This is a genomic window from Natronomonas sp. (assembly GCF_028274965.1).
Taxonomy (GTDB): Archaea; Halobacteriota; Halobacteria; order Halobacteriales; family Haloarculaceae; genus Natronomonas.
The window spans coordinates 14,341-37,361 of record NZ_JAQCNO010000011.1; the positions used below are offsets into that span (position 1 = coordinate 14,341).

Sequence of the window (23,021 nt, forward strand, 5' to 3'; positions counted from 1 at the left end):
GCCCCTACAGCCACTCGTCGGGCTTCGTGTCGTAGTCCAGCCCCGAGGCCGCGATCTCCTCGATCGCCGCGTCGTCGAGGTCCTCCTCCTCGAAGCGCTCGCCGTCGAAGCGGATGAGCTTCCCCTGTTCGGTCGGCTCCGGCTCGCTGTCGCGTCTGCGGGCGACCTCGACGTCGTGCTCGTCGAACTCCTTGACGATCGTCTTCAGCGCGACCGGCCGCCCCCAGAGCTCGAAGACGCGCTCGAGCGTCTGTCTGGCCTCCGTGAGATCGAGTTGGACGCCGTTGTACTGGTGGATCAAGAGCAGCTCGTTCCGGTTTCGGAAGTTGCCGTCCTTGACGGCGATCGTCGGCTTCCCGAAGTTCGTAAACCGGAGCATGAGCTTCTTTTTGACGTCCGCGGCGTCTGTCGACGTGACCCTGAAGTCGTCCGTCGTGTGGGTGTACTCGTAGGTGAAGTAGTCGTTGTTCTCGACGAACTCGTCGGTGAGAAACGCGTCGAGGAAGGTCACGTCGTTGTGGCTCTCGCGGATCTCGAACATCCGGTTCCAGCCGGCGCTCCTGTCGACCGCCTCGATCGCCGCCTCGACGGAGTCGTAGCGCTCGGTGTCGAAGAGGTACCGCGCCGTCCGTTCGAGCTCGTTTTGGGTCACCCGCTTGAGGAACCCGCGGTGCTCGCGTTTGACAAGCGAGTAGTGTCTCTCCGCGAGCCCCTCGTAGGTCAGGAGCTTCCAGGGGTACGTCTCCACGTCGACATCGTCGTCGGGATCCCGGGCCCGAGCGAGCGTTTCGCCGTCGATCCGTGGATCGTCCGGATCGAGCTCCTCGAGGTGTCCGACGGGGTCCCGCACGACCGGATCCGGCTCCAGCAGCCCCAACACCGAATCGAGATCGACGGTGTCGTTGAAGTTCCGCCAGCTCACGCCCTCGACGCGGAGCAGGTGCTCGATCACCTCCCGGCGGTTCCGGCGGTTCTCGACGTACTGCCAGAGCTCGAAGCCGAGCTTGTACGGGTTCAACCCCGGCGACCCGAGCACCTGCGCCATGTGATCCGCGTACGAGAGGAACTCGTCGGCGGCCGCGAAGTTCTCGTCGGCCATCATCCGCGACTCGTGGTACGCCGCCCACCCCTCGTTCATGACCTTCGTCATCTTCTGTGGCGCGAAGTAGTACGCCTCCTTGCGCAACAGCTCCAAGATCTCCCGTTGCCACTCCTCGTACTCGATGGCCCGCCCGGAGTCGCCGTCGTACGCCTTGCCGTGGCTCGTCAGGAACGCCAGGAGATCCCGCTCGGGGCTGGGTGGGAAGGTCGGCCCTCCCTCCTCGTCGTCCACCGAGTCGAGCCACTCCTCGTCGAACACCTCGCGTCTGACCTCCTCGGAGAGCTCGAGTTCGTCGAGCTTCTCGTCGATGTCGTCGGGCGTCGGCGACTCGTCGCGCCACTCCTCGGCGGTCGCGAACGGCTGGTGTTGGTCGATGTTGTCCTCGAGACAGAGGACGTGGTCGATCCACTCCTCGACGTCCTCCCGAGAGACCTCCGGGTCGTCCATGTACTCGGCGATCGCGTCGGCGTGGCGCTCGAGCATCGCCGCTGCCTCCGGGGACGTACCGAACATCCGGAACCACTCGTTGTTCTTAAAGAAGTCGGCGTGGGCCTCGACGTGGGTGATGACCGCCTTCTGGTCGGCCAGTTCGTTCGACTCCTGGAGGAAGGCGTTCGAGGGATCGTCGTTGTTGACGATCTCGAAGGCCTTGCCGCCGAGGAACTGGCTCTGTTTCCGCTGGCGGTCGTACTTCATCCCCCACCGCCAGTGGGGGTACCGCTGCTGGAACCCGCCATAGGCGATGAGCTCGTTCATCTCGTCGTAGTCGACGATCCAGTAGTTCACGTCGAAGGGATCGAGCCCGAGCTTCCGCGCGAGTTCGTTCGCCTCCCGCGTCGGCTCCTCGAGCCCGTCGGCGATGCGCTGTTTGTGGATCCTGTCGTCCGTGCTCATGTGTCGTCGTCCTCCGTGCTCAGAACGGTGTCGATCGCCCCGACCACGTCGTCGGGGCCCTGAACGTAGGCCACGGCGACGTTCGAGTCCCGGCCGAAGTGCTCTTCGATCTCCTGGGCGTGGGTCGCGTTGATCGCGTTGCCCGACGGCTGCGTCTCGACGTACGCGTGGAGGTTCGCCGGGATCTCCTCCATCAGCGGGATGACGCGCTGTTCGGTGTCGTTCGAGGAGTTCTCCGAGTCCCCGGCCGCGAAGACGTACCGGTTCCACTCCGCCCAGGGGTACTCCGCCTCGAGGACCTCCGCGGCCAGCTCGTAGGCGCTCGATATCCGCGTGCCGCCGCCGCTCCGGATGCCGAAGAACTCCTCGCGTTCGACCTCCCAGGCGTCGGCGTCGTGGGCGATGTACACGAACTCGGCGTTGTCGTACTTCCCGGTGAGATACCAATCCAGCGGCGTGAACGTCCGCTCGACGAGTTCGCGTTTGGCCTCCCGCATCGACCCCGAGACGTCCCGGATGTTGATGACGACAACGTTCTTTTCGCGCTCCTCGATGATCTCGGGGTAGCGGTACCGCTCGTCGTCGCTGCGGAACGGGACCTGGTCGATGCCGTCCCGGCGGATCCGGGCGGCCGTCGGCTCGCGCTCGACGTTCGCCTCCATCTCCTCGATCGAGTCCCACCGCGAGCGCTCCGAGCGCGGGATCGACTCGTAGGCGTCGTCTATCCACGCTCGCGAGACGGGGACGTGCTCGCCGCGGGCCCACTCGAAGACGGTCGCGGGACCCCACCCCTCGACCCGGAGGGCCTCCTCGACGTAGGACTCGTCGAAGTCCATCGCCAGTTTCCGCTTGAGCCCCTTTTTGAACAGCCGCTCGAAATCCAGCGTGCTCGCGGGGCCGCTCCGCGTGATGTCGGTGAAGTCGCCCTCCTTCTCCTCGATCACCTTCTTGCCCTTGGGGTCGAGATCGAGCCCGAGCTCCTCGTCGAGTTCGCGGGCGAACTCCTCGGGATCCATCTCGTAGTACTCGTGCTCGCCGGACTCCTCGCCCGGCTCCTCGCCGTCGCCGTCCTCGTCGCCGTCGGCCGCCCCCTCCTCGGGCTCGCCGACCGGATCGCCCACGTCGGGCGTGCCGCCCTGGCCCTGCCCGACCCCGCCCATGTCGCGGGGATCGTAGACGAACGACGGGAGATCGACGATCTTGATCGGCACCTTCACCTCGTCGGGCCTCGAGTCCCCGAGGTCGCCGTACTGGATGAACTCGGAGAGGTCCTGTCGCTTCGCCTCGCCGACCTCGCGGTAGCGCTCGAGGTCGTCCTTACGCCCCATGGTTCACCTCGCTCAGTCCCATCGGTAGCTCACCTGGCTCATGACGTGTCTGCTTGTCAACTCGGCGGAGGCCGCCGAGTACCCGAACAGCTCCCGCATGTTCTCGATCGTTCGCCGTTTTACGCTCTCGGTTTCCGTTCCCGAGGGCGGATCCGCCCACTGCGTCGGATCCAAGTCCTCGTAGGTCCGGCGGACGTCGTCCCAGTCGTGGCTCCCCAACACCGTCTCGATGACGGGGATCTCGCGGGGATCGACGTCCGACACCCGGAAGTCCTCGTCGCGGTTCCGCCACGCGTGGCGGTTCAGCGCCGTGATGACCTTCTCGCCGCGGAACGCCTCGACGCCCTCCGTCGGGTCGGTCCCCTCGTAGTCGGACTCGTCGAACCGGCCGAGGTGCTCGATCTCGAAGACCTTCATCTTCAGCGGGTCCGGCTCGACGGCCTCTCCGCGGTCGTTCTCGATCGTCTGTCCCTCGACCCACGCGTACACGTGCTCGATGTACTCCTCGACGGTCTCCTCGTCGACGCGTTTGTCGCGCATGACCGCGTCGATCACGTCCGACTCCTGTTGGCCGAACACGTAGTTCTTGATCGGGACGAGCCGGTTTTCGTACTCGGTCCGCTCGTTCGGCGAGAACACCGGCGCGTCGTCGAGGCGCTCTGCCATCGCGTTCAGCACGTCCCGGGGCATGATGACGTTGCCGACGTCGAGGTCCGCGTGGTGTCTGTCCGTCTCCTCGTGGAGGAGGTCCGCGATGACGTCGCGGGTGTACGTGACCGGGATCCCGCCGTCGCCCTCCGCGGGATCCCCGAAGTCGAACTCGTCTTTGTACCGGCGCTCGTCGCCGTCCTGCAAGTAGCCCCGATCGTAGACGAGCGCCTTGTCGACGAGGTCCAACCCGGGCGGCAGCGTCTCGGCGTCGAGCCGCGTTCCGACGGCGTACAGCGCCGCGGCCTCGACCGCGTGCGGCGCGAGCTCCCGGTCCCGGACGGTGCCGTCCGAGCGACGGACCGAAATGACGAGCGGTTCGCGTATCTTCTCGGCCAGCTCCTCGTAGCTCTCGGTCTCCCAGATCTCCGTCTCGTTCGTCAGCTCCCGCCGGACGAGTTCGGCCTCCAGCGAGAGGTTCGTCAGATAGGTGAACTCGTGTTTGTCGAGCCGCCGCTTCAGCGCCTTCAGCGGGTCCGACCCCTCGCGCTCGGCGTGTTGGTTCAGCTGCGCTTCGAGGTCGGGGTTCGAGATGATGATCATCTGGGTGTCGATGTCCATCCCGATCCCCTTGTCGAGCTTGACGGCGCCCTCGTCGGGGACGTTCAGAAGCTTCTGCAGCAGGTCGGCGTGCTGGGCGGCGTCCTCGACGACCGTCAACAGGCCGTTGCCCTGCGAGAGCACCCCGTCGTAACTGAACGCCTGCGGGTTCTTTCTGCCCCGCGAGTCGAGCTGCTGTAACATGCCCGCCATCCACGAGCCGACGAGACGCTCTTTGGGCGAGCCGTCGTCCTCGCTGTGGAGGACGCCGATCCCTTGGCCGACGTCGACGATGAAGTTCTTCACCCGGAGGTGCCGCTCGTCGGCGACGGCCGAAAACAGCTCCTCGACGCCCTCCCTGCGGTACTGCTCCTCTAGGTGGTCGTAGGCCTCCCGGCTGAACGGGTCGAGCCCGGCGTCGAGGTGGATCGGTATGTGGTCGTCCAACTCGGCGTTCAGATCCGCGAGCAGTTCCTCGCGGACCGTCCCCGGGAACACGGACAGCGGGTGCGATTGGACCGGCGAGGGGTACCAGTCGTCCTCGTCGATCCGCGCGCCGTCCCCGTAGGTCATCCCCGGCGACGCGTCGTCGCCGGCCCCGGCGACGTTCCACTCGACGGTGTAGCGGCGGCCGGCGTCGGTCTTCGAGTACTCCCTGAGGCCGTTTATGAGACACCGCTTGAGCTCGGACTTTCCGGTCGCCGTCGGGCCGTCCAGCCACAGGATCTTCTCCTCTTTGCCGCGTCTGGCGGCGATCGACCGGAGGTCGTTGACGAAGGCGTTCAGCACCTCGGTGTTGCCGAGGATGGCGTGCTCGCCGTCGTTGTGGGGGTCGTCGAAGAACCGGTACCGCTGCTTGCGCTCGCCCTCCTCGACGACGGTCCGGGTGCCGGCGGCCTCGATCGCCGACAGCAGGTACTTCGAGGCGTGTGCGGCCGACGTCGGGTTCTCGAAGATCTCCTCGACGTACGCCTCGATCCCCATCGGCGGTTCGTACGTCTCCCGGAGGGCGTCGTCGGCCCGCGCGACGTAGTCCTCGGCGGTCATTCGGACTCCATCTCGGCCTTTGCGACCTCGGCGCCGGCGAACTCGAGCACCTCCTTTGCCCCCTCGGTGCTGTAGCCCTGCTCCTCTAGGGCCTCGATCCAGGCGTTTCTTTCGTCGTCGTCGAGTTCGCCGCTGGAGACGAGCGCCGAGAAGTTGATGTTGTGTTTCTTGTCCTCCCACAGCTTCCGCTCGAGCGCCCGGCGGAGGCGGTCGTTGTCCTGTGGCTCGAAGGTTTCCCCCTCGCGGGCCCGGCGGCTGACCCAGTTTGCGACCTCCTGTCGGAAGTCGTCCTTCCGGTCGGCCGGAACGTTGAGCTTCTCCTCGACGGCCCGGAGGAACGTCTCGTCGGGCTCCTGTTCGCGCCCCGTGATCTCGTCTTCGACGGTGTCGTCGTCGATGTAGGCCATGACGTGGTCCATGTACTTTTCGCCCTGCCGCTGGATCTCGTCGAGATCGTACGCCAGCGCGTGTCTGACGTCCTCGATCGCCCGCTCTTTGTACTCCTCGCGGACCAACTCGAGATAGCGGTAGTACGTCTCGAAGTTCTCCTCGGGGATCGACCCGTGGTTCTCGAGGTTCTCCTCGATGTGGTTGAACGCGGTCAGCGCCGAGAGGAACATCCGCTCGCGGTGCATCGAGTCCATGATCGCCTCGGCGATCTCGTCGCCGATAAAGCGCGGCGAAACACCGTCCATGCCCTCGCCGATGTCGGCGGTTTCGGCGCCCTCGTCGCGGAGCTTCTTGACATCGATGTCCTCGCTCTCGTCGATCTCGCCGTTGTACGCCTTGGCCTTCTGTACGATCGAGACCGTCCCGCTGTCGGGCTCTTCGATCCGGCTCAGGACGCCGAACAGCCCCGCCATCTCCAGGGTGTGCGGCTCGACGTGGATGTCGGGCACGTCGGCGTTGTTCAGCATCTTCCGGTAGATCTCCGCCTCCTCCTCGTACTGGAGGACGTACGGGAAGTCGATCCGCTTCGTCCGGTCGTTGAACGCCTCCATCTTCTCGTCGCCCTTCTTGTCGCGGTACTCGGGCATGTTTGTCCGCCCGACGATGACCTGGTCGATGTCCATCCGGGGGTTGTTCTTCGGCTTTATCGTCTGCTCTTGGGAGGCGTGCAGGAAGTCATAGAGGAACTCCCGCTGGAGCTTCAGAAGCTCCTCGCCGGAGAAGATCCCGCGATTGGCGTTGCAGAACGCGCCGGAGTAGTCGAACGCACGCGGGTCGCTCTCGCCGTAGACGGCGATCTTCGAGTAGTTGACGTCGCCCGTCAGCTCCGTCTCGTCTTGGTTCTTCTTGTCCTTCGGCTCGAACGTCTCGACGGCCTGGCGCTTGTTCTCGTCGGCGATGAGCCGGATCACCTCGATGTGGTTCTCCAACACCGCCTGCAGGTCGTCGTCGTAGTGCTCCAACAGCGAGTCCATGTAGAACTCGCTGGCCGGATCGAGCGCCTGCTCGTTGCGGATCGTGTAGGGCGCGTCCAGCCGCTCGTTGATGTCCTCGACGACGCGCTCGCGCTGTTCGAGCGGCAACAGGACGATCGGGTCCTGGTTCATCGGCGACCGGACGACGTCGTCGGCGGGGTCCTGATCCGGGATGACGTCACAGAGGCTGGTCCAACGGAAGGTGTACATCCGGCCCGCCTCGCGGGTCGTGTAGTCCTCGAAGTACCGCCGGACCTGGCGGTCGAAATCGGACTTCCCGGACCCGACCGGCCCGAGCAGGAGTTTGATCCGCTTTTCGGGCCCGAGCCCGCGGGCTCCGGACTTCACCTTGTTCGTGAACTCGTGGATCGCCTCGTGGATGACCCGCCCGTAGAACGTGTTCTCGCCGTCCCCGAGGGGATCGGCCGCCGCGAGATCGTACTCGACGACGCCGGCCTCCTCGTCGTAGGAGGTGCCGTAGTAGTCGAACATGTCGGCCACGCGCTGGTGGGCGTTGCGAGCGATCTTCGGGCTCTCGTATAGCTCCTCGAGATACCACTGGAACGACCGCGTCCGGCGGAGATCCGAGGGGATCGTGTTCCGATACTCCTTGCTGAGTTCTTCGAGGGTTTCCATGTCGCTCATTCTGTGTACGGAGACGCACTGGGCGTTCCACCCGGCCGGCCCGGGCGTGCCGCTATCGCGGTACCGTGACACGTCAAACCGTCTCGCTCGGCGCTCCGAAACGGGCGTCCTCGGCGTGTCGAGGTGCGGTGTGACATGACAGCGATACCGATACTATATTATATAGGAGTGCCACAGACGTAAAAACCCTTCCCCGAATCGCCACACGACGTGGGGATCACCCCGCGGTCGCGGTGTCGGTCGAGGCCTCTCCGTCCCGTGGCCGCTTCGGTCCGTCCGGCGTCTCTGCCCCGCGAGCCCCGGACCCGGTCGCCGTCGCCGCCGCCGCCACCGCCACCGGGACACTGATACGCCCGGCACCCGAGCGGCCGGTATGCTCTCGGAGGCGACCCTGGGGGAGGGGTGGACGGTCTGGAACGCCACGGACGACCGGGGCATCGCCGTCTACCGCCCCGATGTCTTCGAGGAGTCCTCGTTCCCCGCGGCGTGTCTGCCGACGGTGTACGTCTCCCGGGGGCGACGAACCCGCCGTCCGGAGGGAAACCGGAACCTCCCGTCGGACGCCCCCTGGCTCGTTCGGCTGCGGTTGGAGCCCGAGATCGACCGCACGCCCGAGGCGTACGACACCCGCGAGGAGGCGGTCGCGGCCACAGAGCGCCTCACCCGGGCGTTCGCTGCCGGTGAGATCGACTACCGGTCGCTGTACCAACTCGAGCGCGAGGCGTACCTCGACGCGCTCGACGCGCTGACCGGCCGGGAGTAGCTTTATCGAGCGCCCGTCCGAACCGCCTCGCATGTCCGATCAAACCGTCGAACTCGAGTGGAGCGACGATGTCGCGACGATGACAGTCGACCGGCCCGAGGCGCTCAACGCGCTGAACGTCGAGACCCTGGAGGGGATGCGAGACGCCATCGACGAGGCGGAGGCCGGCGACGCCCGCGTCCTGGTGGTCCGGGGGGCCGGCGACGCGTTCATGGCCGGCGCCGACATCAAGTACATGCGGGACCTCTCGACGGCGGAGGCCCAAGCGTGGGGCGAACTCGGCCACGGCGTCACCGACCGCCTCGAGGGGTTCCCGGCCCCGACGCTCGCCGTCGTCGACGGGTACGCCTTCGGCGGCGGCTGCGAGGTGGCGATGGCGTGCGATCTCCGCATCGGGAGCGAGTCGGCGCTGATCGGCAACACCGAGATCGATCTCGGCATCATCCCCGGGTGGGGCGGGACCCAGCGCCTTCCGCGTCTCGTCGGCGAGGAGACCGCAAAGCGGATGATCTACCTCGGCGAGCGCCTCGACGCGGGAACGGCCGCCGACGAGGGGCTGTTCGGCGAGGTCGTCCCCGACGACGAGATCGACGAGCGGGCGGCCGAACTCGCCGCCGAACTCGCCGCCAAGCCCGCCTTCGCGATGGGGGCCGCGAAGGGCGCGATCGCACAGGCCTACAGCGACCGCGGCGGCCTCGAGTACGAGAAACGCGCCTTCGCCGGGCTGTTCGGAACGCCGGACCAACGCGAGGGGATGGCCGCCTTCGTTGAGGACCGCGAACCGGAGTTCCGGTAGCGCCCGGCGAGTCCGACGGGAGCCGACACAGCCCCGGGGCGACGACGGGCTTAACACGCTACCGAGGGAACAGGGCGTATGTCGAAGGTCACGCTGATCGGCGAGACGCTCGCGGAGGTGGGAACGGAGTTCGTCTACGAGGGGGAATCGACGGCCTGTGAGGGCTGTCCCTACCGCGAGCAGTGTCTGAACCTCAGCGTCGGCCGGCGGTACCGCGTGACCGGAACCCGCGAGTCCGGGACGCTCGAGTGTGCGGTCCACGCGACCGGCGTCACGGCCGTCGAGGTCGAACCCGCCCCGGTGGCGGCGAACGTCGCGTCCAACGCCGCCTACGCGGGCAGCAAGGCGGCCTTAGAGGGGAGCTGTCCGTACACCGAGTGTCCGAGCCACGAGTTCTGCGAACCGGCCGGGGCCGAGTTCGACACGGAGTACCGGATCTCCGAGGTCGTCGGCGACCCGCCGCACGAACACTGCATGCTCGATCGGGACCTGACGCTCGTCGAGTTCGCCCCCGGCTCGGAGTGAGTTCACCCGCCTCCGGAGTTGGTCCGGGCCGTCCGTTCGGCGCCCGTTCCCTCCGAGGGCTCCCCGTCGAGTCGACCGACGAGGCTGCCGGCGTACCCGAACACGTTCCGGTAGCCGTACGCCGATAACAACACCGGATAGAAGGGGGCCTCGGCGACGAGCGCCTCGCCGTCGGCGGCGGCGAAGCGATCGCCCTCGGCGACGCGCTCGAAGTTCTCGACGAAGACCTCGTAGCGCTCGCCCTCCGGCTTCGGGATCCGCTCATCGAGCCGGAAGACCGAGAGCGGCCGACGCCACGGCGACTCGCCTTCGCCGGAGAGGGCGCCGACGGCGACGAGGAACTCCCGCGCGAGCCGGACCGCGTTGTCGGCGGCCTCCGAGGAGCGCTGCAGCCCGCACTCAAGTTCGATCACGTCGGGGTACGCGATCAGCCGCCCGTCGCTGTAGGCGGCCGTCTCGACGACGGCCTCCACGGAGAGATACGGGCAGACGGCCCTCCCGAACCCGTCGAGTTCGTCGACGAGCGCGAACGGCGCCTCGTGGGACTGCGTCGAGTGCAACGAGAGGACTTCACAGCCGCGGATCTCGTCGAGCAGTTCGTGCGCCAGCCGCCCCTCGTGGGTGTCGGCGTCCGGCGACCCGGGGAACGCCCGGTTGAGATCCTCCTCGACGTACCGGACGCCCTGCGCCCGGGCCTTCTCGTTGGCGACGACGAGTTTGACCGGCCGCTCGACGTCGAGGTCGGCTTCGAGAAGCGTCTCTACCGCGATCGACCCGCAGGGCTCGTCGCCGTGGATCCCGCCGACGATAGCGACCTCGGGCTCGCCTCCGCCCAGCGTCTCGACGCGCATCTACCGCCGATTAGCGCCGCCGCCGGTATGAACTCCCCGTTTCGGGACGTGACGCGAGGACAAAACGAGACGCTCGCCCGCACCCGAGACGGCCGGGCACGACAGCCGAACCCGACGACCGAACCCAGCGGCCGCGGTCGGGAATGAACGGGTATTCCCGTCTCGGCTACGAACCCGAGACATGAACGACACCGGCAGACCGCCGACGCGACCCGTGGGACGGAGGGGACACGGATGAAACCGGGACGCATCGACTCGATCGTCGATCTCGCCTACGGGCTGGCGATCCTCGTCGCCATCCTCGTCATCTTCGTCGAGGGGACCGCCGTCGGCATCGCATTCGGGCTCGGCGTGTTGGTCTCCTACGTCATCCACATCGTCTGGAAGATGTCGCGGTACGACCCGGAGTGGATGACGCGGCAGGTCGCCGATCAGGTCGAAAAGACGGTCGGCGACACGGTGAGCAAGGAGGTCGAGGAGACCGTCGGGGAGACGGTCGGGGAGACCGTCGGCGACACGGTGAGCAAGGAGGTCGAAGCGCAGGTCGAAAAGACGGTCGGCGACACGGTGAGCAAGGAGGTTGACGGCGTGGCTGCCGAGGTCGGCGAGACCGTCACCGAGGAGGTCTCCGGGACGGTCGGGGAAACGGTCGAGAAGGCGGTCGGTGAGACGGTCGAGGAGACCGTCGAGAAGACGGTCGACGAAACGGTCGAGAAGGCGGTGAACGAGACGGTCGAACAGAAGGTCGGCGAGACCGTCGAGGAGACCGTCGAGAAGACGGTCGACGAAACGGTCGAACGGAAGGTCGACGAGGCCGTGGGCGACTCCGACCCCGACGACGTCGGCGTGAGCGCGACGGACTCGGTTGGCGTGCGCGCCGCCGAAGCCGGGGACAACGTCGACGACGCCGACAGCGATGCGAACGCGGACGACGACGATACGAAAACGGGCGACACCGAGCCGTAACGCGCGAGCGAACCGGAGCCGACAGGGGGTATTTTATCAGCGGACTGGCGTGAACTCCTCGCCGTCGACCCGGTAGCCCTCGGCCGTCTCCTCGACGGTGACGCTCGGGTCCTTCGCCGACGCGAAGGCGATCTGTGCGAACGACAGCTCCTCGCCGTCGTCGTTCGCGTACCGGGTGGTGGTGTCGGACTCCATGTCAGTCGCTCTTTTGACCGCGCCCCATCGCGTAAAACTCGTCGTTCGGGCGGATGTCGGCGAACGTCGCCATCCGGTTCGAGAGGTTGAACACGGCGACCACGCTCGCGATGTCCCAGATCTCCTCGGTGGAGAACCCGACCGCGCGGAGCCGATCGATCGCCTCGCCGTCGACGTCTCCAGGGGACTCTGTGAGTTCGACGGCGACGTCGAGCATCGTTCGGTGCTGCTCGGAGAGGTCCGCGCTTCGGTGGTTCGTCGCGAGTTGGTCGGCGAGTTTCGGCGCGTCGGCGAAGATCCGCAACAGCGCGCCGTGGGCGACGACGCAGTACAGACAGTCGTTGACGCCCGAGACCGTGACGACGAGCATCTCCACCTCCTCGCGGGCCAGCGTCGTGTCCTCGGTCAGGGCGTCGTGGTACGCGAAAAACGCCCGGAAGTGGCTCGGCTTGTACGCGAACGCTGCGAAGACGTTCGGCGTAAACCCCGCCCGCTCTGTCTCCTCGTCGATGCGCTCGCGGACGTCCTCGGGCATCTCGCTCCTGTCGGGCACGGGAAACCGTCCCATGGCGTCGTCGTTCATGCCACGCCGCTTCGCCGGGTGAACGTATAGTTCATTCCCCGCCGCGTGCGCTCCGCCGTCGGCTATCGTGAACTGTAATCGTCGCCGCGGTACCGGCCGATGGCGTAGAGAAACAGATACCCGACGACCCCGCAGATGAACACGACGCCCGGAATGAGAAACGGGCCGAACGCCTCGAGGACGCTCCGGGCGGCGTCGACGACGACCGGGGGGATCATGGGTCGCCTTCGGACGAGGACCTGTTAACGCCTCCGCTCGCCGGCGGGACCCCGGCGCGACCCCGCCCCGACCGTTCGATCAGTTGTCGGGACTGTAGTTCGGCGCCTCGTCCGTGATGACCACGTCGTGGGCGTGGCTCTCGGTCTGCCCGGCCGAGGACACCCTGACGAACTCGCTTCGCTCCTTGAACTCCGGGATCGTCTCGGCGCCGACGTACCCCATCCCCGACTGCATCCCGCCGACGAGTTGGTGTAGCTCCGAGGAGAGCGGTCCCTTGTACGGCGTCGCAGCCTCGACGCCCTCCGGGACGAACTCCTCGTCTTCGGCCTCGTCTTTCAGGTAGCGGTCCCCGCCGCCGTCGTTCATCGCGCCGACCGAGCCCATGCCGCGGTACTGCTTGTAGCGCTTGCCGTTCATCGTGACGATCCGCCCGGGCGCCTCGTCGGTCCCGGCGAAGTACGACCCGAGCATGACGGCGTCGGCCCCGGCGGCGATGGCCTTGATCGCGTCCCCCGAGTACCGGATCCCGCCGTCGGCGATCACGGGCACGCCGTGTCGATCGGCCACGTCCGCGACCTCGGCGACGGCGGTGATCTGGGGCATCCCCGCGCCCGAGACGATCCGGGTCGTACAGATCGACCCGGGGCCGATACCGACCTTGATCCCGTCGGCGAACCCGACCACGGCCTCGGCGGCTTCGGCGGTGCCGACGTTGCCGACCACGACGTCGGCGTCGATCTCCGCCTCGATCTCGCGCGCGGAGTCGATGACGTCGAGGTTGTGCGCGTGGGCGCAGTCGATGAAGACGACGTCCGCGCCGGCTTCGTCGGCCGCTCGCGCGCGATCGGTCTCGAATGGTCCGACGGCGACGCCGACGACCAACGCGCCGTCGTCGTCTCTCGCCGCGTCGTCGTACTCCCGGCGGGCGAGGACGCCGGCCATCGTAACGAGGCCCGTCAGGCGGTTCTCGTCGTCGACGATCGGGACGCGCTCGATCCGGTGTTCGTACATCAACTCCAGGGCCGCCCGCGGCGTGACGTCCTCGCTCGCGGTGATGACCTCGTCGGTCATCGCCTCCCGGACCGCGTCGTACTCGCCGACCTCCAGGTACGGTCTGATGTCGGTCCCCGAGATGATCCCGAGGACGGCGTCGTCCTCGTCGACGACCGGCGCGCCCGAAACGCCCTCCCGTTCCATCATCCGGTCGACCTCCCGGACCGTCTGCTCGGGAGAGGCGGTCACCACGTCGCGGATGATGAGCTCGTCGGCCCGTTTTACCTCCTCGACCCCCTCGGCCGTCTCCTCGACGGACATGTTTCGGTGGAGAACGCCCATCCCGCCCTGTCTCGCCATCTCCACCGCCAACTCGGCCTCGGTCACGGTGTCCATCGCCGCGGACAGCACCGGCACGCTGAGCGTGACGTTCGTCGACACCCGCGTCCGCATGTCGGCGTCGTCCGGCTCGACGCGGCTCTCCTTGGGGCGGAGCAGCACGTCGTCGAACGTCAGCGCCTCGGGCACGCGCAGTTTCTCTGAGAAGACGTCGTCGCTCGCCATGTGAAGGATCCGGCGTCCCGAGCCAAAAACGTTGCGAGAACGCGGTCGGACCCGGCCTCGCGCCGCCGGGAAACCGCCCGCCCGAACCCCTCGATGAACACGTCCGTCCGTCGGTGGACTGATCCCCTCGACCGGCGACAAACCCAAACATCGTCGGATCGAGACGGGCATTCCGCCGGTTCGCCCACTAACACGCGGCTTCGGTGACTGTTCGTCGATACCATGGGGCCGCCCCCCGCACAAGTTTTATCACTCGCCCGGTGCTCCGTTTCGGTATGGACTCCGCCAGTCCCATCGCACAGCGCACCGCCGGCGAGCACAGCCTCGACACCGGCACCCTGTTTACATTCGCGATGCGGACAAAAAACGCGGAGAACGCCCCCAAACGGTTCGGACGCGACCGTCCTGGTGGGTATCGCCGTCGTCACCGCCGGTCCTACGGTGAGGGGCATCCGCTCTGACGGATGAGCACGTCCCGCCACCCGGTCGCCCTACGCTTAGAGCGTCACGTCGGCGAGGGGACCCGGCTTCTCGGCACCGTCCTCGCCCTGCCGCTCTTGGACGGCATCTTCGCGGCGTTGGTCCTCGCCGGGGCCGTCTCGTCGCTGCTCGGCATGCTCGAGGTCGGCCTGCTCATCTTCGGCGGCAGCGCGACGCTCGCCGTCGTCCTCGCCGAGATGGAGGGCAGCCGCCGCGAACGCGCCCGGAACGTCCTGCTCGTCGGGGCGCTCGTCGTGCCGCTCGCGGGGCTGCAGGCCGCGATCGCGCCGACCATCGAGTCGGTGCTCGCCATGGAGATCTTCCGACGCTTCGCCGCGCTCGTGATCCTCGCGGTCGCCGCGAAGACCGCGAGCGCGACCCTCGGGGAGTACCTCCCGCGACCGAGCGTCGTCATCGCCCTCGGACTCGTCGGCAGCTTCCGCCCCGGCGGCTTCGAGTTCGCGTTCGTCTCCGAGCCGGTGTACGTCCTGTACGGAACGGGCGCGGCCGTCGTCGGCGTCGGGTTCGCGCTCTCCGTTGCGCTGTTGGGCCCGTGGCTCCGCGGCAACGTCGACATCGATCGCTTCCGGTTCGGCAGCGCGGTCGCGCTCGGCGTGTTGCCGCTGACGATCCTCGAGGTCGGACCGATCACCGGCGAGGAGCCGCTCGCGCTCGTCGTGCTCGCGGTCACGGCGCTTTTGGCGTTCAACCCCGAGGGCGCGATCGACCCCGCCGCCCCGACCGCGACCGACGGCGGTCCGGAACCGCCCGCCGAGGGGATCGACTTCGAGGAGCCCGGTCCCGGTCCCGACCCCGAGTCCGACCTGGATCCCGAATCCGACCCCGACCCCGAGTCTGACGGCGAGGACGGCCCCGGCGCTCCCGGCGTCTCCGACGGCGATCGCGCGCCGTGGCTCTGAGGACCGCCTCAGCCGTCCCGGTCGTTTCAGCCCTCCCGGAGGTGGCCGCAACGGTCAGGCTTAGGAGCCTCGACGCCGGTCGTTAGGTATGGCCGACAACCGCGTCGTCGAGGGACGCATGGTGACCCCGGGAAAGCTGGCGGAACTGATCGAGGGCGAGGGCGTCATGGACGCCGAGGCGATCGAGGACGCCGACCGCGAGTGCCCGGAGTGCAACGGGAACGTGCTCTCGGTCGGCTACATGCCGAGCGTCACGGAGTTCGTCACGGGTTATAAGTGCCAGGACTGCGGGTGGAGCGAGACCGACCGCTAATCCGGGCGCAACTGCCCCCACAGCACCTTCTCGATCAACTCGACGGTCAGCGGCTCCGTCACCGCGATCCGACACGAGAGCCGGGGGTACCCGAACCGCTTGGCCGCGGCGTCGTGGTACCCCGCCGCCGGCACCGACTCCTCGATGCGGACGCCGCAGGTCCCACAGAGCCCCCGCCCGCCGCAGTTCGCCACCCGCGAGATGCTCCCGTACACCGAAAAGCCGTGCTCGCACAGCGCGTCCCGGAGCACCGTCCCCGAGGGCACCCGAATCGTGGTCTCGCTGTCGCCGTCGACGACGGTCACCGGAACCCGCTCCATATCCCCGCTTGGGCCGCCACGGACATAAGTTCGCACGCCCCGGCCCCGAAAGCGACCGGTGACACCGCTTCGCCGGGGGTCGGTTCGACGAACCGAAACCCCTTTTACCGAACCCGGGGTTAGTGCTTTCCGCGGGGACGTGGCCAAGCCAGGCATGGCGGCTGACTCCAGAGGCCACGCGCCCGGTGACGAGACTCCAGACTGATATACCGAGCGGCCGGCTGATCACCGCGCTCGCGATGACGACCCTCTGGAGGCCCGAGGCGCGACACCGGAGATATCAGTAGATCGGGGGTTCAAATCCCTCCGTCCCCATACTGAGGATAACGCTTTTCTGTGGAGTTTTACGGCCGGTTGCGGCATGTTAGGGGCGCGCTGTGATGGCGGCTGAGATCGAAATTCTCGATTCGCTGACATCGATCTGTGTTTAGTGCGCCAGCACCGCCGTGTCTGTACGTTTCCCCGAAGACTTCGAGTGCGGCCTCGCGCCACCGGCTGTTCGGTGTGAAACTCTCACGTTCGTTTTCTGCCCGGTCTGTGATTGCGTCGACCCGCTCTCTTTCCGTGTTGGGGTCTAAGGGCGCCACAAACCGGGGTCAGACCGGACCGCATACAAACTCAGACATCCACGCTTACGCGGCTCTGTTGAACTGTTTGAGTGGTGACACGATCCGGAGTGCCTGTTGAATACCAAGGATAGAACCGGCATCGCAGATTTATGATATGACAAATAACATCGACCCCTGTACACTGATCGTGCGAAGAGAGTTTGCGAGACAACACCCGGCTACATTCTAATACTACCTCTGGTCGGTGAAGGCGACACTGCACTTCCTCTCAGTCCCTTGGGCGGAACTACCCACAGAGACAGTCACGCTCGGGACCGCCCTGCTTTCACTTGATGCGGTTGCCGTAATATAATACCGTCATTCCTGAGTAAATATTAAGCCAGTATATGTCTACAAAATAGTATGAGCGGAGCCGATAATGAGGTGCGGACATGGCTGGACGATGTTGCAGTTGCTATCGGATTCGGGAAACTCGCCTCTAAACTTCCGATAAGCGTAGCACCCTCAACCTTGTTCGTCGGGTGTGGACTGTTCGTTGATACCATTCTCTTACAGCTATTTAAACAACTTACCGGGAGGACTGCGACCGTCTTCAACAACCCGTTTTGGCTCGCTATTCCAGTTGCGGTGATTGCGGGCTTATACATAAACCGAGAGTTGAGCCGCAGGTACCAAACTGCTCTCAGTAGAGTACAGATAAATCAGCGTGTGAGCGATGCAGTACAGTTCGATAACCTGGTCAGTAAACGGGTTCGCTGGCTGCTTTTTATACTTAGCGCGGGTGTTATCATAATAAACGCCATATATTTCATCACGATTCCTACTATCGTTGCAAACAACGGGCCTACTGGCCTTATCGGGAATCTCGTTATAGTACCGTTCGTGTATACCTCTGTCATCATAGATTTCATCGCAACGTATCTGGGCATCCAGCTGATACTCCCACGCCGACTGTACCGGTCTGAATTCGAACTAGATTTCCTCGATCCGGAGAGACTCGGCGGTCTGCGGCCGGTGGGTGAACTAGTAAAACACTCGTACTATTACACCGTCTTCGGCATTGTCGCGTTTGCGCTGTTCGTTTATGGACCGCAACTGTTTGGAGACCTATTTTATTCCCCTGTTCAACCTAGCCCGCTGGTGAACGGGCTGTTCACCACTGCTTGGTTGGCCGGTGCAGCAGTAATGGGATACGGGCTCTGGGTCTTCCATCGCTTCATGCGCCAGGAGAAGGCAGAAAAGTTGCAGGAACTGAACCGTGAATACCGCGAGGTTGTTGAACAGCCGTGGGATATAACGAACCGCCGCCTCCCTGACTCGGAACGCGATCACATCGCGGATCTCGAACGGCGGATGGATAACATAACCTCCACGAAGGAGTACCCAGCGACCTTCGCGATGTGGACACAGTTACTGATTGGGATCGTTCTGCCAAAGGGGGTGCAACTTGTGCTCACTACGCTGTAGGAAAACAGAGTCGTTGCCGGGGGAGTCCGCTGTGTATGAGACCGGTCTCAGCGATCAGCGCACTACTGATGAACACAAGCGCTGACATAGCGACCGGGATGTGCCCTCTGCTCAGCATGCCGTTTGTATTAGCTGCTGAGGATTTCAACAGAGCGCTTCACGTTTCTACACAAACACGCAACCGAATACGAGCGCCGACGCTCGGCTCCGCCAAACCGGACGGCCGACAGCCTCGACGCGAGCCCGGTGGCTGTTTTTATGACATGAATCCCACGAGTAGCGCGAAATGAGATGCGAACAAAACCCGGAGCCGCGCTGCCGGCGATCCCGGCCCCTGGCACGCTCCATCGTCGGCCGCGAGTCTCAGACCCCGACGAACCACCGCCACCGCTGCCGGAGGGGTCCCTCGACGTCCGCCAGCAGCGCCTCGGCCCGTTCGACCCGCTCTCCGGGCTCCGAACCGGGGTACAGCCGGGCGGCCATCGCCGGGACCCGATGGAACGCCCGGAGCGCCTCCGGAGTCGTCTCGAACGCCCAGACGCCGGTTTCGACGTCGAAGCGCTTCCGGAGGGCCGCACCGACGGTCGACGCGTTGGTCGGCGAACGCGACGCCCGCGGCAGCGACCCGAAGACGTCCTCGCCGTCGGCCGTCCTCCACCCGAGCGGCGCAACGGCGCCGACCGGACCGCCCCGACGGAGGGTGCGGCGGGCCTCGCGGACGGCCCGATCGGGGTCCGGCGTCAGGAACAGCGACGCGGTGAACGCGACCGCGTCGAACCGGTCCGCCCCGAACGGCAACCGATCGAAGTCCCCCTGCACGCGGTCGGCGGTCGGGTTCGCCTCGAGCATCGCCCGGCTGATATCGAGCGCCGTCGGCGTCGCCCCGGACGCCCGGAACCGACGGGCGCTGATCCCCGTCCCCGAACCGGCGTCGAGAACCGTCCCCACCGGCTCCGTGCTCCGGCGGGTCATCGCTTCCAACAGCCGCTCGGCGAGCGCCCCGAACCGGCCGGTCAGGGCCTCGTACCGGGCGTACGCGCCCGGGCTCTCGTCGAAGTTCCGCCGGATCGCGTCCTTCATCGTTCCTGTCGTGCGGGCGAGTCTGCGCCGACAGAGCCCTACAACGCAGACATACAAGTATTAATCCCCTCCGGAGCCTACCGGACGTATGAACGAGACGCGAACCCGGCGGGGATTTATCGCCGCCACCGCGGCCGCCTCCGCCGCGCTCGCCGGCTGTTCGGACGACGGCGGGATCGACCCCGAGAGGATCGACACGGGCGAGCGCCCCGCGCGCGGCGACGAGACCGCGCCGGTCACGGTCACCGTCTTCGAGGACTTCGCTTGCCCGCACTGCCGGCGGTTCAACGCGCAGGTCGCACCGACCATCGTCCAGCAGTACGTCGAGCCGGGCGACGTCCGGTACCTCCACGCCGACTTCCCCATCCCGGTCGACGAGACGTGGTCCTACGCGGTCGGCAGCGCCGCCCGGGCGGTCTTCGAGGAGGCCGGCAACGGCGCCTTCTGGGACTTCTCGACGGCCGTCTTCGCCCTCCAGGGCGAGTACTCCTACGACGCCATCGAGTCGGTCGCCGAGGAGGTCGCCGGCGTCGGCGCGACGGCGCGGACGGCCGCCGAGGACGGAACGCACCGCGAGGCGCTTGACGCCGACCGCAGCCTCGGCGAACAGTGGGACGTCAGCGGAACGCCGTCGGTGTTCGTCGGCGCCGAGTCCGTCGATCCCGGCCCACAGAGCATCCGGGACGCGATCGACGGGCGGCTATGAGGGGTCGCACGCCCGGCGAGCGCCACGATGCGCCGCGGCGCGGGGCTCTACGGCCCGATCGAGACCCCGAGACCCCGGCGCGAACAAACGGAGTGATTAAAATGGAACGGGCCGCAACCGACCGTATGGCTCACAGTCCGGATCGGAGGGCGTTCGGCGATGCCGCGTCGGAGGCCCCGCGGGTTCCCCCGTGCGGTCCGTTCGGCACCGATCCGCGCGACTGCCCCGCCCCGAGACCCCGTTCTGTGGATCTCCCTCCAGGAGTGTGATACCCGATGGCTTCCAGTTCACTGCCGCCCGATGCGACCGGCTCCGAGGAGATCCGCGTGTTGCACGTCGACGACGACGAGGCGTTCGCGGAGACGGCGGCGACGTTTCTCGAACGCGCCGACGACCGCCTCGCCGTCGCGACTCGCCCCGACGCCGAGGGTGGACTGGCGCACCTCCGGGACAACGAGGTCGACTGTATCGTCTCCGACCACGACATGCCGAAAAAAGACGGGATCGAGTTCCTCGAGGCGGTCCGCAAGCGCCGCCCGGAGTTGCCGTTCGTCCTGTACACCGGCAAGGGAAGCGAGGCCGTCGCGAGCGAGGCGATCTCAGCCGGCGTCACCGACTACCTCCAGAAGGAGACCGGCACCGACCAGTACGAACTCCTCGCGAACAAGATCCACAACGCGGTCACGCGGATCCGCGCCGAAGACGCCCGGAAACGACACCTCGAGGCGATCGAGACCGCCCAGGAGGGGATCAGCATCCTCAACCGCGACGGCGAGTTCGTCTACGTCAACCGGGCCTACGCCGAGCTGTACGGCTACGCGCCCGAGGAGATGCTCGGCGAGCACTGGTCGATGATCTCCCCCGACGACGAGACCGACTTCGTCCGCGGGACGGTCATTCCGACCGTCGAGGAGACGGGCCGCTGGCAGGGCGAGACGACGGGCGTCCGCTCCGACGGATCGACGTTTCCCGAACTGCACACGGTGTCGCTGACCGAGAGCGGCGACCTGGTCTGTACGGTCCGGGACGGCACGGAGCGGGCCGAACGGGAGAGCGAACTCGAGCGCTACGAGGGCGTCCTCGAGGCCGCGGGCGACGCCGTCTACGCGCTGGATCTCGATGGCAACCACACGATGGTCAACGACCGGTACGTCGAGTTGACCGGGTACAGCCGCGAGGCGCTGCTCGGCGAACACGTCTCGATGGTGCTCGACGAGGACGACCTCGAAACCGGCCGCGAGACGGTCCGCAGACTCCTCACCACGGAGGCGACGTCGGCGCAGTACGAGGAGACCCTCCGCCCCGCAGCGGGCGAGCCGATCCCGACGGAGGTCCGGATCACGCTCCTGGAGGACGACGACGGCCGGGCGCGGGGTTCGACCGGCGTGATACGGGACATCTCCGAGCGGAAGGAACGCGAACGGGAGTTACAGCGCTACCGGACGGTCGTCCAGGCGGCCGGCGACGCGATCTACGCCCTCGACCCCGAGGGGCGCTTTACGATGGTCAACGAGTGGCTCACCGAGCGAACGGGGTACAGCCGCGAGGAGATGCTCGGCGAGCACGCCTCGATAATACTCGATGAGGCGGCCATCGAACGCGGCGAGGCGGCCATCCGGGAGCTCCTCTCGAGCGGAAAGCGGGTCGCGCAGTTCGAGGCGACGAACCGCACCGCGGACGGAGAGACGTTCCCCACCGAGATCCGGACGGCCCCGCTTCTCGACGACGACGGCGCGTTCGCCGGCACGGTGGGGATCTCCCGGGACGTCTCCGAGCGAACGGAACGCGAGCGCGAACTCGAGCGCTACGAGACGATCTTCGAGGAGCTAAACGACGGCGTGTACGTCCTCGACGACGCCGGTCGGTTCGTCTATGTCAACGAGAGCTACGCGTCGATGAAAGGCGTCGACCGCGAGACGCTTATCGGATCGACGGTCGAGGAGTGGGCCGACGAGCAGGCGATCGCTCGGGCGAGACGGACGCGCGAGCGGATCCAGGCCGGCGACATTGACGTCGGCGTCGTCGAGACCGACCTCCGGACCGCCGACGGCGACGCGGTCCCCATCGAGTTGCGGCTGATCGAACGCGAGGGCGACGACGGTCTCGAACGGATCGGGGTCGTCCGCGACATCACGGAGCGGACGCAGCGCGAACGCGAGCGCGAACGGCAGACCGAACGCCTCGAGACCTTTGCGAGCGCCGTGAGCCACGACCTCAGAAACCCGCTCAACGTGGTCCAGGGCAGCCTCGAGTTGGCGCGGTCCTCGCACCCCGAGGACCCCGACCTCGAACGGGCCGGCCACTCCTTACAGCGGGCCTTCGAGCTGATCGAGAGCCTCCTCGCGCTGGCCCGGGCCGACCGGGAGACGACGACCGACACCGTCGAGTTGGCCGCACTCGTTGAGGACTGTTGGACGAACGTCGAAACCGGGTCGGCCGCGTTCGTCGTCGACACCGACCGGACGCTCCAGGCCGACCGGTCGCGTTTCAAACAGCTGATCGAGAACCTCCTCCGCAACGCGATCGAACACGGCGGCGACGACGTGACGGTCACGGTCGGCGAACTCGACGGAGGGTTTTTTATCGCCGACGACGGCCCCGGGATCCCCGAAGAGCGCCGCGGGCAGGTCTTCGACGCCGGCTACTCCGAGCACGAGTCGGGCACCGGCTTCGGGCTCAGCATCGTCCAGCGGATCGCCGAGGCCCACGACTGGGCGGTCCGGGCGACAGAAAGCGACGAGGGCGGCGCCCGGATCGAGTTCACCGGCGTCGAGTTCCTCTGGGCGTAGCGACCGGCGACGCGGGGCGAGTCACAGCTCGGCGAGTATCTCGACGTCGCCCGCCTCGTTGACGGCGATGAGGAGCTCGCCCTCACAGCCCTCGATCCGCGTTCCGGCGGTCGTCGCCGCTCGGTCGCTCTCCCGCACCGCGGTCACCGGGTCCTCCCCGTCTGTCAGCCCGCACTTGACGCCGACCGTCCCCGGAGCGAGCGACAGCACGATCACCGAGCCGTCGTCCCTGAG

21 protein-coding genes and 1 tRNA gene are annotated in these 23,021 nt (G+C 66.7%); 10 read left to right on the forward strand and 12 right to left on the reverse strand.

Annotated elements, in window-relative coordinates; all coding sequences use genetic code 11:
* Nucleotides 1–4: 4 nt before the first annotated feature.
* Genes Q0916_RS01590 through Q0916_RS01605 form a run of 4 tightly spaced genes read right to left on the reverse strand, consistent with a single transcriptional unit; the run spans nt 5 to nt 7,688 of the window.
* Complete coding sequence (locus tag Q0916_RS01590) at nt 5–1,996, reverse strand: SpoVR family protein (RefSeq protein ID WP_299233439.1); 1,992 nt, start codon at nt 1,994–1,996, stop codon at nt 5–7.
* Nucleotides 1,993–3,324 (reverse strand): YeaH/YhbH family protein, encoded by a 1,332-nt coding sequence (locus Q0916_RS01595; protein ID WP_299233440.1) that lies wholly within the window; start codon nt 3,322–3,324, stop codon nt 1,993–1,995. Before Q0916_RS01595 ends, Q0916_RS01590 begins: the two co-directional genes overlap by 4 nt.
* A 12-nt stretch (nt 3,325–3,336) precedes the next feature.
* Entirely contained in the window at nt 3,337–5,619 is a 2,283-nt protein-coding gene (locus Q0916_RS01600; protein ID WP_299233441.1) for a PrkA family serine protein kinase, read from the reverse strand.
* Nucleotides 5,616–7,688: a PrkA family serine protein kinase gene (locus Q0916_RS01605; RefSeq protein ID WP_299233442.1), complete on the reverse strand. Its 2,073-nt coding sequence runs from the start codon at nt 7,686–7,688 to the stop codon at nt 5,616–5,618. The genes Q0916_RS01600 and Q0916_RS01605 overlap by 4 nt, the downstream gene beginning before the upstream one ends.
* Before the next feature lie 373 nt (nt 7,689–8,061).
* Here Q0916_RS01605 and Q0916_RS01610 point away from each other — a divergent pair, with 373 nt between their 5' ends.
* The 3 genes from Q0916_RS01610 (at nt 8,062) to Q0916_RS01620 (ending at nt 9,772) form a co-directional block, all read left to right on the forward strand.
* Nucleotides 8,062–8,451 carry a DUF5820 family protein gene (locus Q0916_RS01610; RefSeq protein WP_299233444.1) on the forward strand — a complete coding sequence of 130 codons (390 nt, stop codon included), beginning with the start codon at nt 8,062–8,064 and terminating at the stop codon, nt 8,449–8,451.
* 31 nt (nt 8,452–8,482) lie between these two features.
* Nucleotides 8,483–9,247: an enoyl-CoA hydratase/isomerase family protein gene (locus tag Q0916_RS01615; RefSeq protein ID WP_299233446.1), complete on the forward strand. Its 765-nt coding sequence runs from the start codon at nt 8,483–8,485 to the stop codon at nt 9,245–9,247.
* A 78-nt stretch (nt 9,248–9,325) separates the two neighbouring features.
* Nucleotides 9,326–9,772: a UPF0179 family protein gene (locus Q0916_RS01620; RefSeq protein WP_299233448.1), complete on the forward strand. Its 447-nt coding sequence runs from the start codon at nt 9,326–9,328 to the stop codon at nt 9,770–9,772.
* A gap of 2 nt (nt 9,773–9,774) precedes the next feature.
* Here the strand turns inward: Q0916_RS01620 and Q0916_RS01625 are convergent, their stop codons facing one another.
* Nucleotides 9,775–10,623, reverse strand: coding sequence for a succinylglutamate desuccinylase/aspartoacylase domain-containing protein (locus Q0916_RS01625; RefSeq protein ID WP_299233450.1), 849 nt, complete (start codon nt 10,621–10,623; stop codon nt 9,775–9,777).
* 234 nt (nt 10,624–10,857) lie between these two features.
* Here Q0916_RS01625 and Q0916_RS01630 point away from each other — a divergent pair, with 234 nt between their 5' ends.
* Nucleotides 10,858–11,589 carry a hypothetical protein gene (locus Q0916_RS01630; protein WP_299233452.1) on the forward strand — a complete coding sequence of 244 codons (732 nt, stop codon included), beginning with the start codon at nt 10,858–10,860 and terminating at the stop codon, nt 11,587–11,589.
* A 36-nt stretch (nt 11,590–11,625) separates the two neighbouring features.
* Here the strand turns inward: Q0916_RS01630 and Q0916_RS01635 are convergent, their stop codons facing one another.
* The 4 genes from Q0916_RS01635 to guaB form a co-directional block, all read right to left on the reverse strand.
* Complete coding sequence (locus Q0916_RS01635) at nt 11,626–11,784, reverse strand: hypothetical protein (protein WP_299233454.1); 159 nt, start codon at nt 11,782–11,784, stop codon at nt 11,626–11,628.
* Between the two features lies 1 nt (nt 11,785).
* Entirely contained in the window at nt 11,786–12,367 is a 582-nt protein-coding gene (locus tag Q0916_RS01640) for a peroxidase-related enzyme (protein WP_299233456.1), read from the reverse strand.
* 62 nt (nt 12,368–12,429) lie between these two features.
* Nucleotides 12,430–12,585: a hypothetical protein gene (locus Q0916_RS01645; protein ID WP_299233458.1), complete on the reverse strand. Its 156-nt coding sequence runs from the start codon at nt 12,583–12,585 to the stop codon at nt 12,430–12,432.
* Between the two features lie 79 nt (nt 12,586–12,664).
* On the reverse strand, nt 12,665–14,143 hold the full coding sequence (gene guaB, locus Q0916_RS01650) for an IMP dehydrogenase (RefSeq protein WP_299233460.1): 1,479 nt from the start codon (nt 14,141–14,143) through the stop codon (nt 12,665–12,667).
* A 464-nt stretch (nt 14,144–14,607) separates the two neighbouring features.
* On the opposite strand from guaB, the gene Q0916_RS01655 reads away from it, so the two are divergent.
* Entirely contained in the window at nt 14,608–15,543 is a 936-nt protein-coding gene (locus Q0916_RS01655) for a DUF5794 domain-containing protein (protein WP_299233463.1), read from the forward strand.
* A gap of 88 nt (nt 15,544–15,631) precedes the next feature.
* Complete coding sequence (locus Q0916_RS01660) at nt 15,632–15,856, forward strand: DUF5795 family protein (protein ID WP_299233465.1); 225 nt, start codon at nt 15,632–15,634, stop codon at nt 15,854–15,856.
* Here Q0916_RS01660 and Q0916_RS01665 read toward each other — a convergent pair.
* A complete protein-coding gene (locus tag Q0916_RS01665; protein WP_299233468.1) occupies nt 15,853–16,176 on the reverse strand; it encodes a 2Fe-2S iron-sulfur cluster-binding protein in 324 nt (107 codons plus the stop codon). The two genes, Q0916_RS01660 and Q0916_RS01665, sit on opposite strands and share 4 nt — an antisense overlap.
* Nucleotides 16,177–16,309: 133 nt before the next feature.
* Between Q0916_RS01665 and Q0916_RS01670 the strand changes: the two genes are divergently transcribed.
* Both Q0916_RS01670 and Q0916_RS01675 read left to right on the forward strand, forming a co-directional pair.
* Nucleotides 16,310–16,491 (forward strand) — tRNA-Trp (locus Q0916_RS01670).
* 656 nt (nt 16,492–17,147) lie between these two features.
* Entirely contained in the window at nt 17,148–18,212 is a 1,065-nt protein-coding gene (locus tag Q0916_RS01675) for a hypothetical protein (RefSeq protein WP_299233472.1), read from the forward strand.
* 363 nt (nt 18,213–18,575) lie between these two features.
* Here Q0916_RS01675 and Q0916_RS01680 read toward each other — a convergent pair whose 3' ends face one another.
* The gene (locus tag Q0916_RS01680) at nt 18,576–19,292 is read right to left on the reverse strand and encodes a class I SAM-dependent methyltransferase (protein WP_299233474.1); all 717 of its coding nucleotides are present in this window, start codon (nt 19,290–19,292) and stop codon (nt 18,576–18,578) included.
* 88 nt (nt 19,293–19,380) lie between these two features.
* Here Q0916_RS01680 and Q0916_RS01685 point away from each other — a divergent pair, with 88 nt between their 5' ends.
* Complete coding sequence (locus Q0916_RS01685; RefSeq protein WP_299233476.1) at nt 19,381–19,998, forward strand: DsbA family protein; 618 nt, start codon at nt 19,381–19,383, stop codon at nt 19,996–19,998.
* A 275-nt stretch (nt 19,999–20,273) separates the two neighbouring features.
* The gene (locus tag Q0916_RS01690) at nt 20,274–22,787 is read left to right on the forward strand and encodes a PAS domain S-box protein (RefSeq protein WP_299233479.1); all 2,514 of its coding nucleotides are present in this window, start codon (nt 20,274–20,276) and stop codon (nt 22,785–22,787) included.
* A gap of 21 nt (nt 22,788–22,808) precedes the next feature.
* On the opposite strand, the gene Q0916_RS01695 is transcribed toward Q0916_RS01690, so the two are convergent.
* Nucleotides 22,809–23,021: hypothetical protein (locus Q0916_RS01695; protein WP_299233482.1), on the reverse strand; the 213-nt coding region annotated here is incomplete at its 5' end.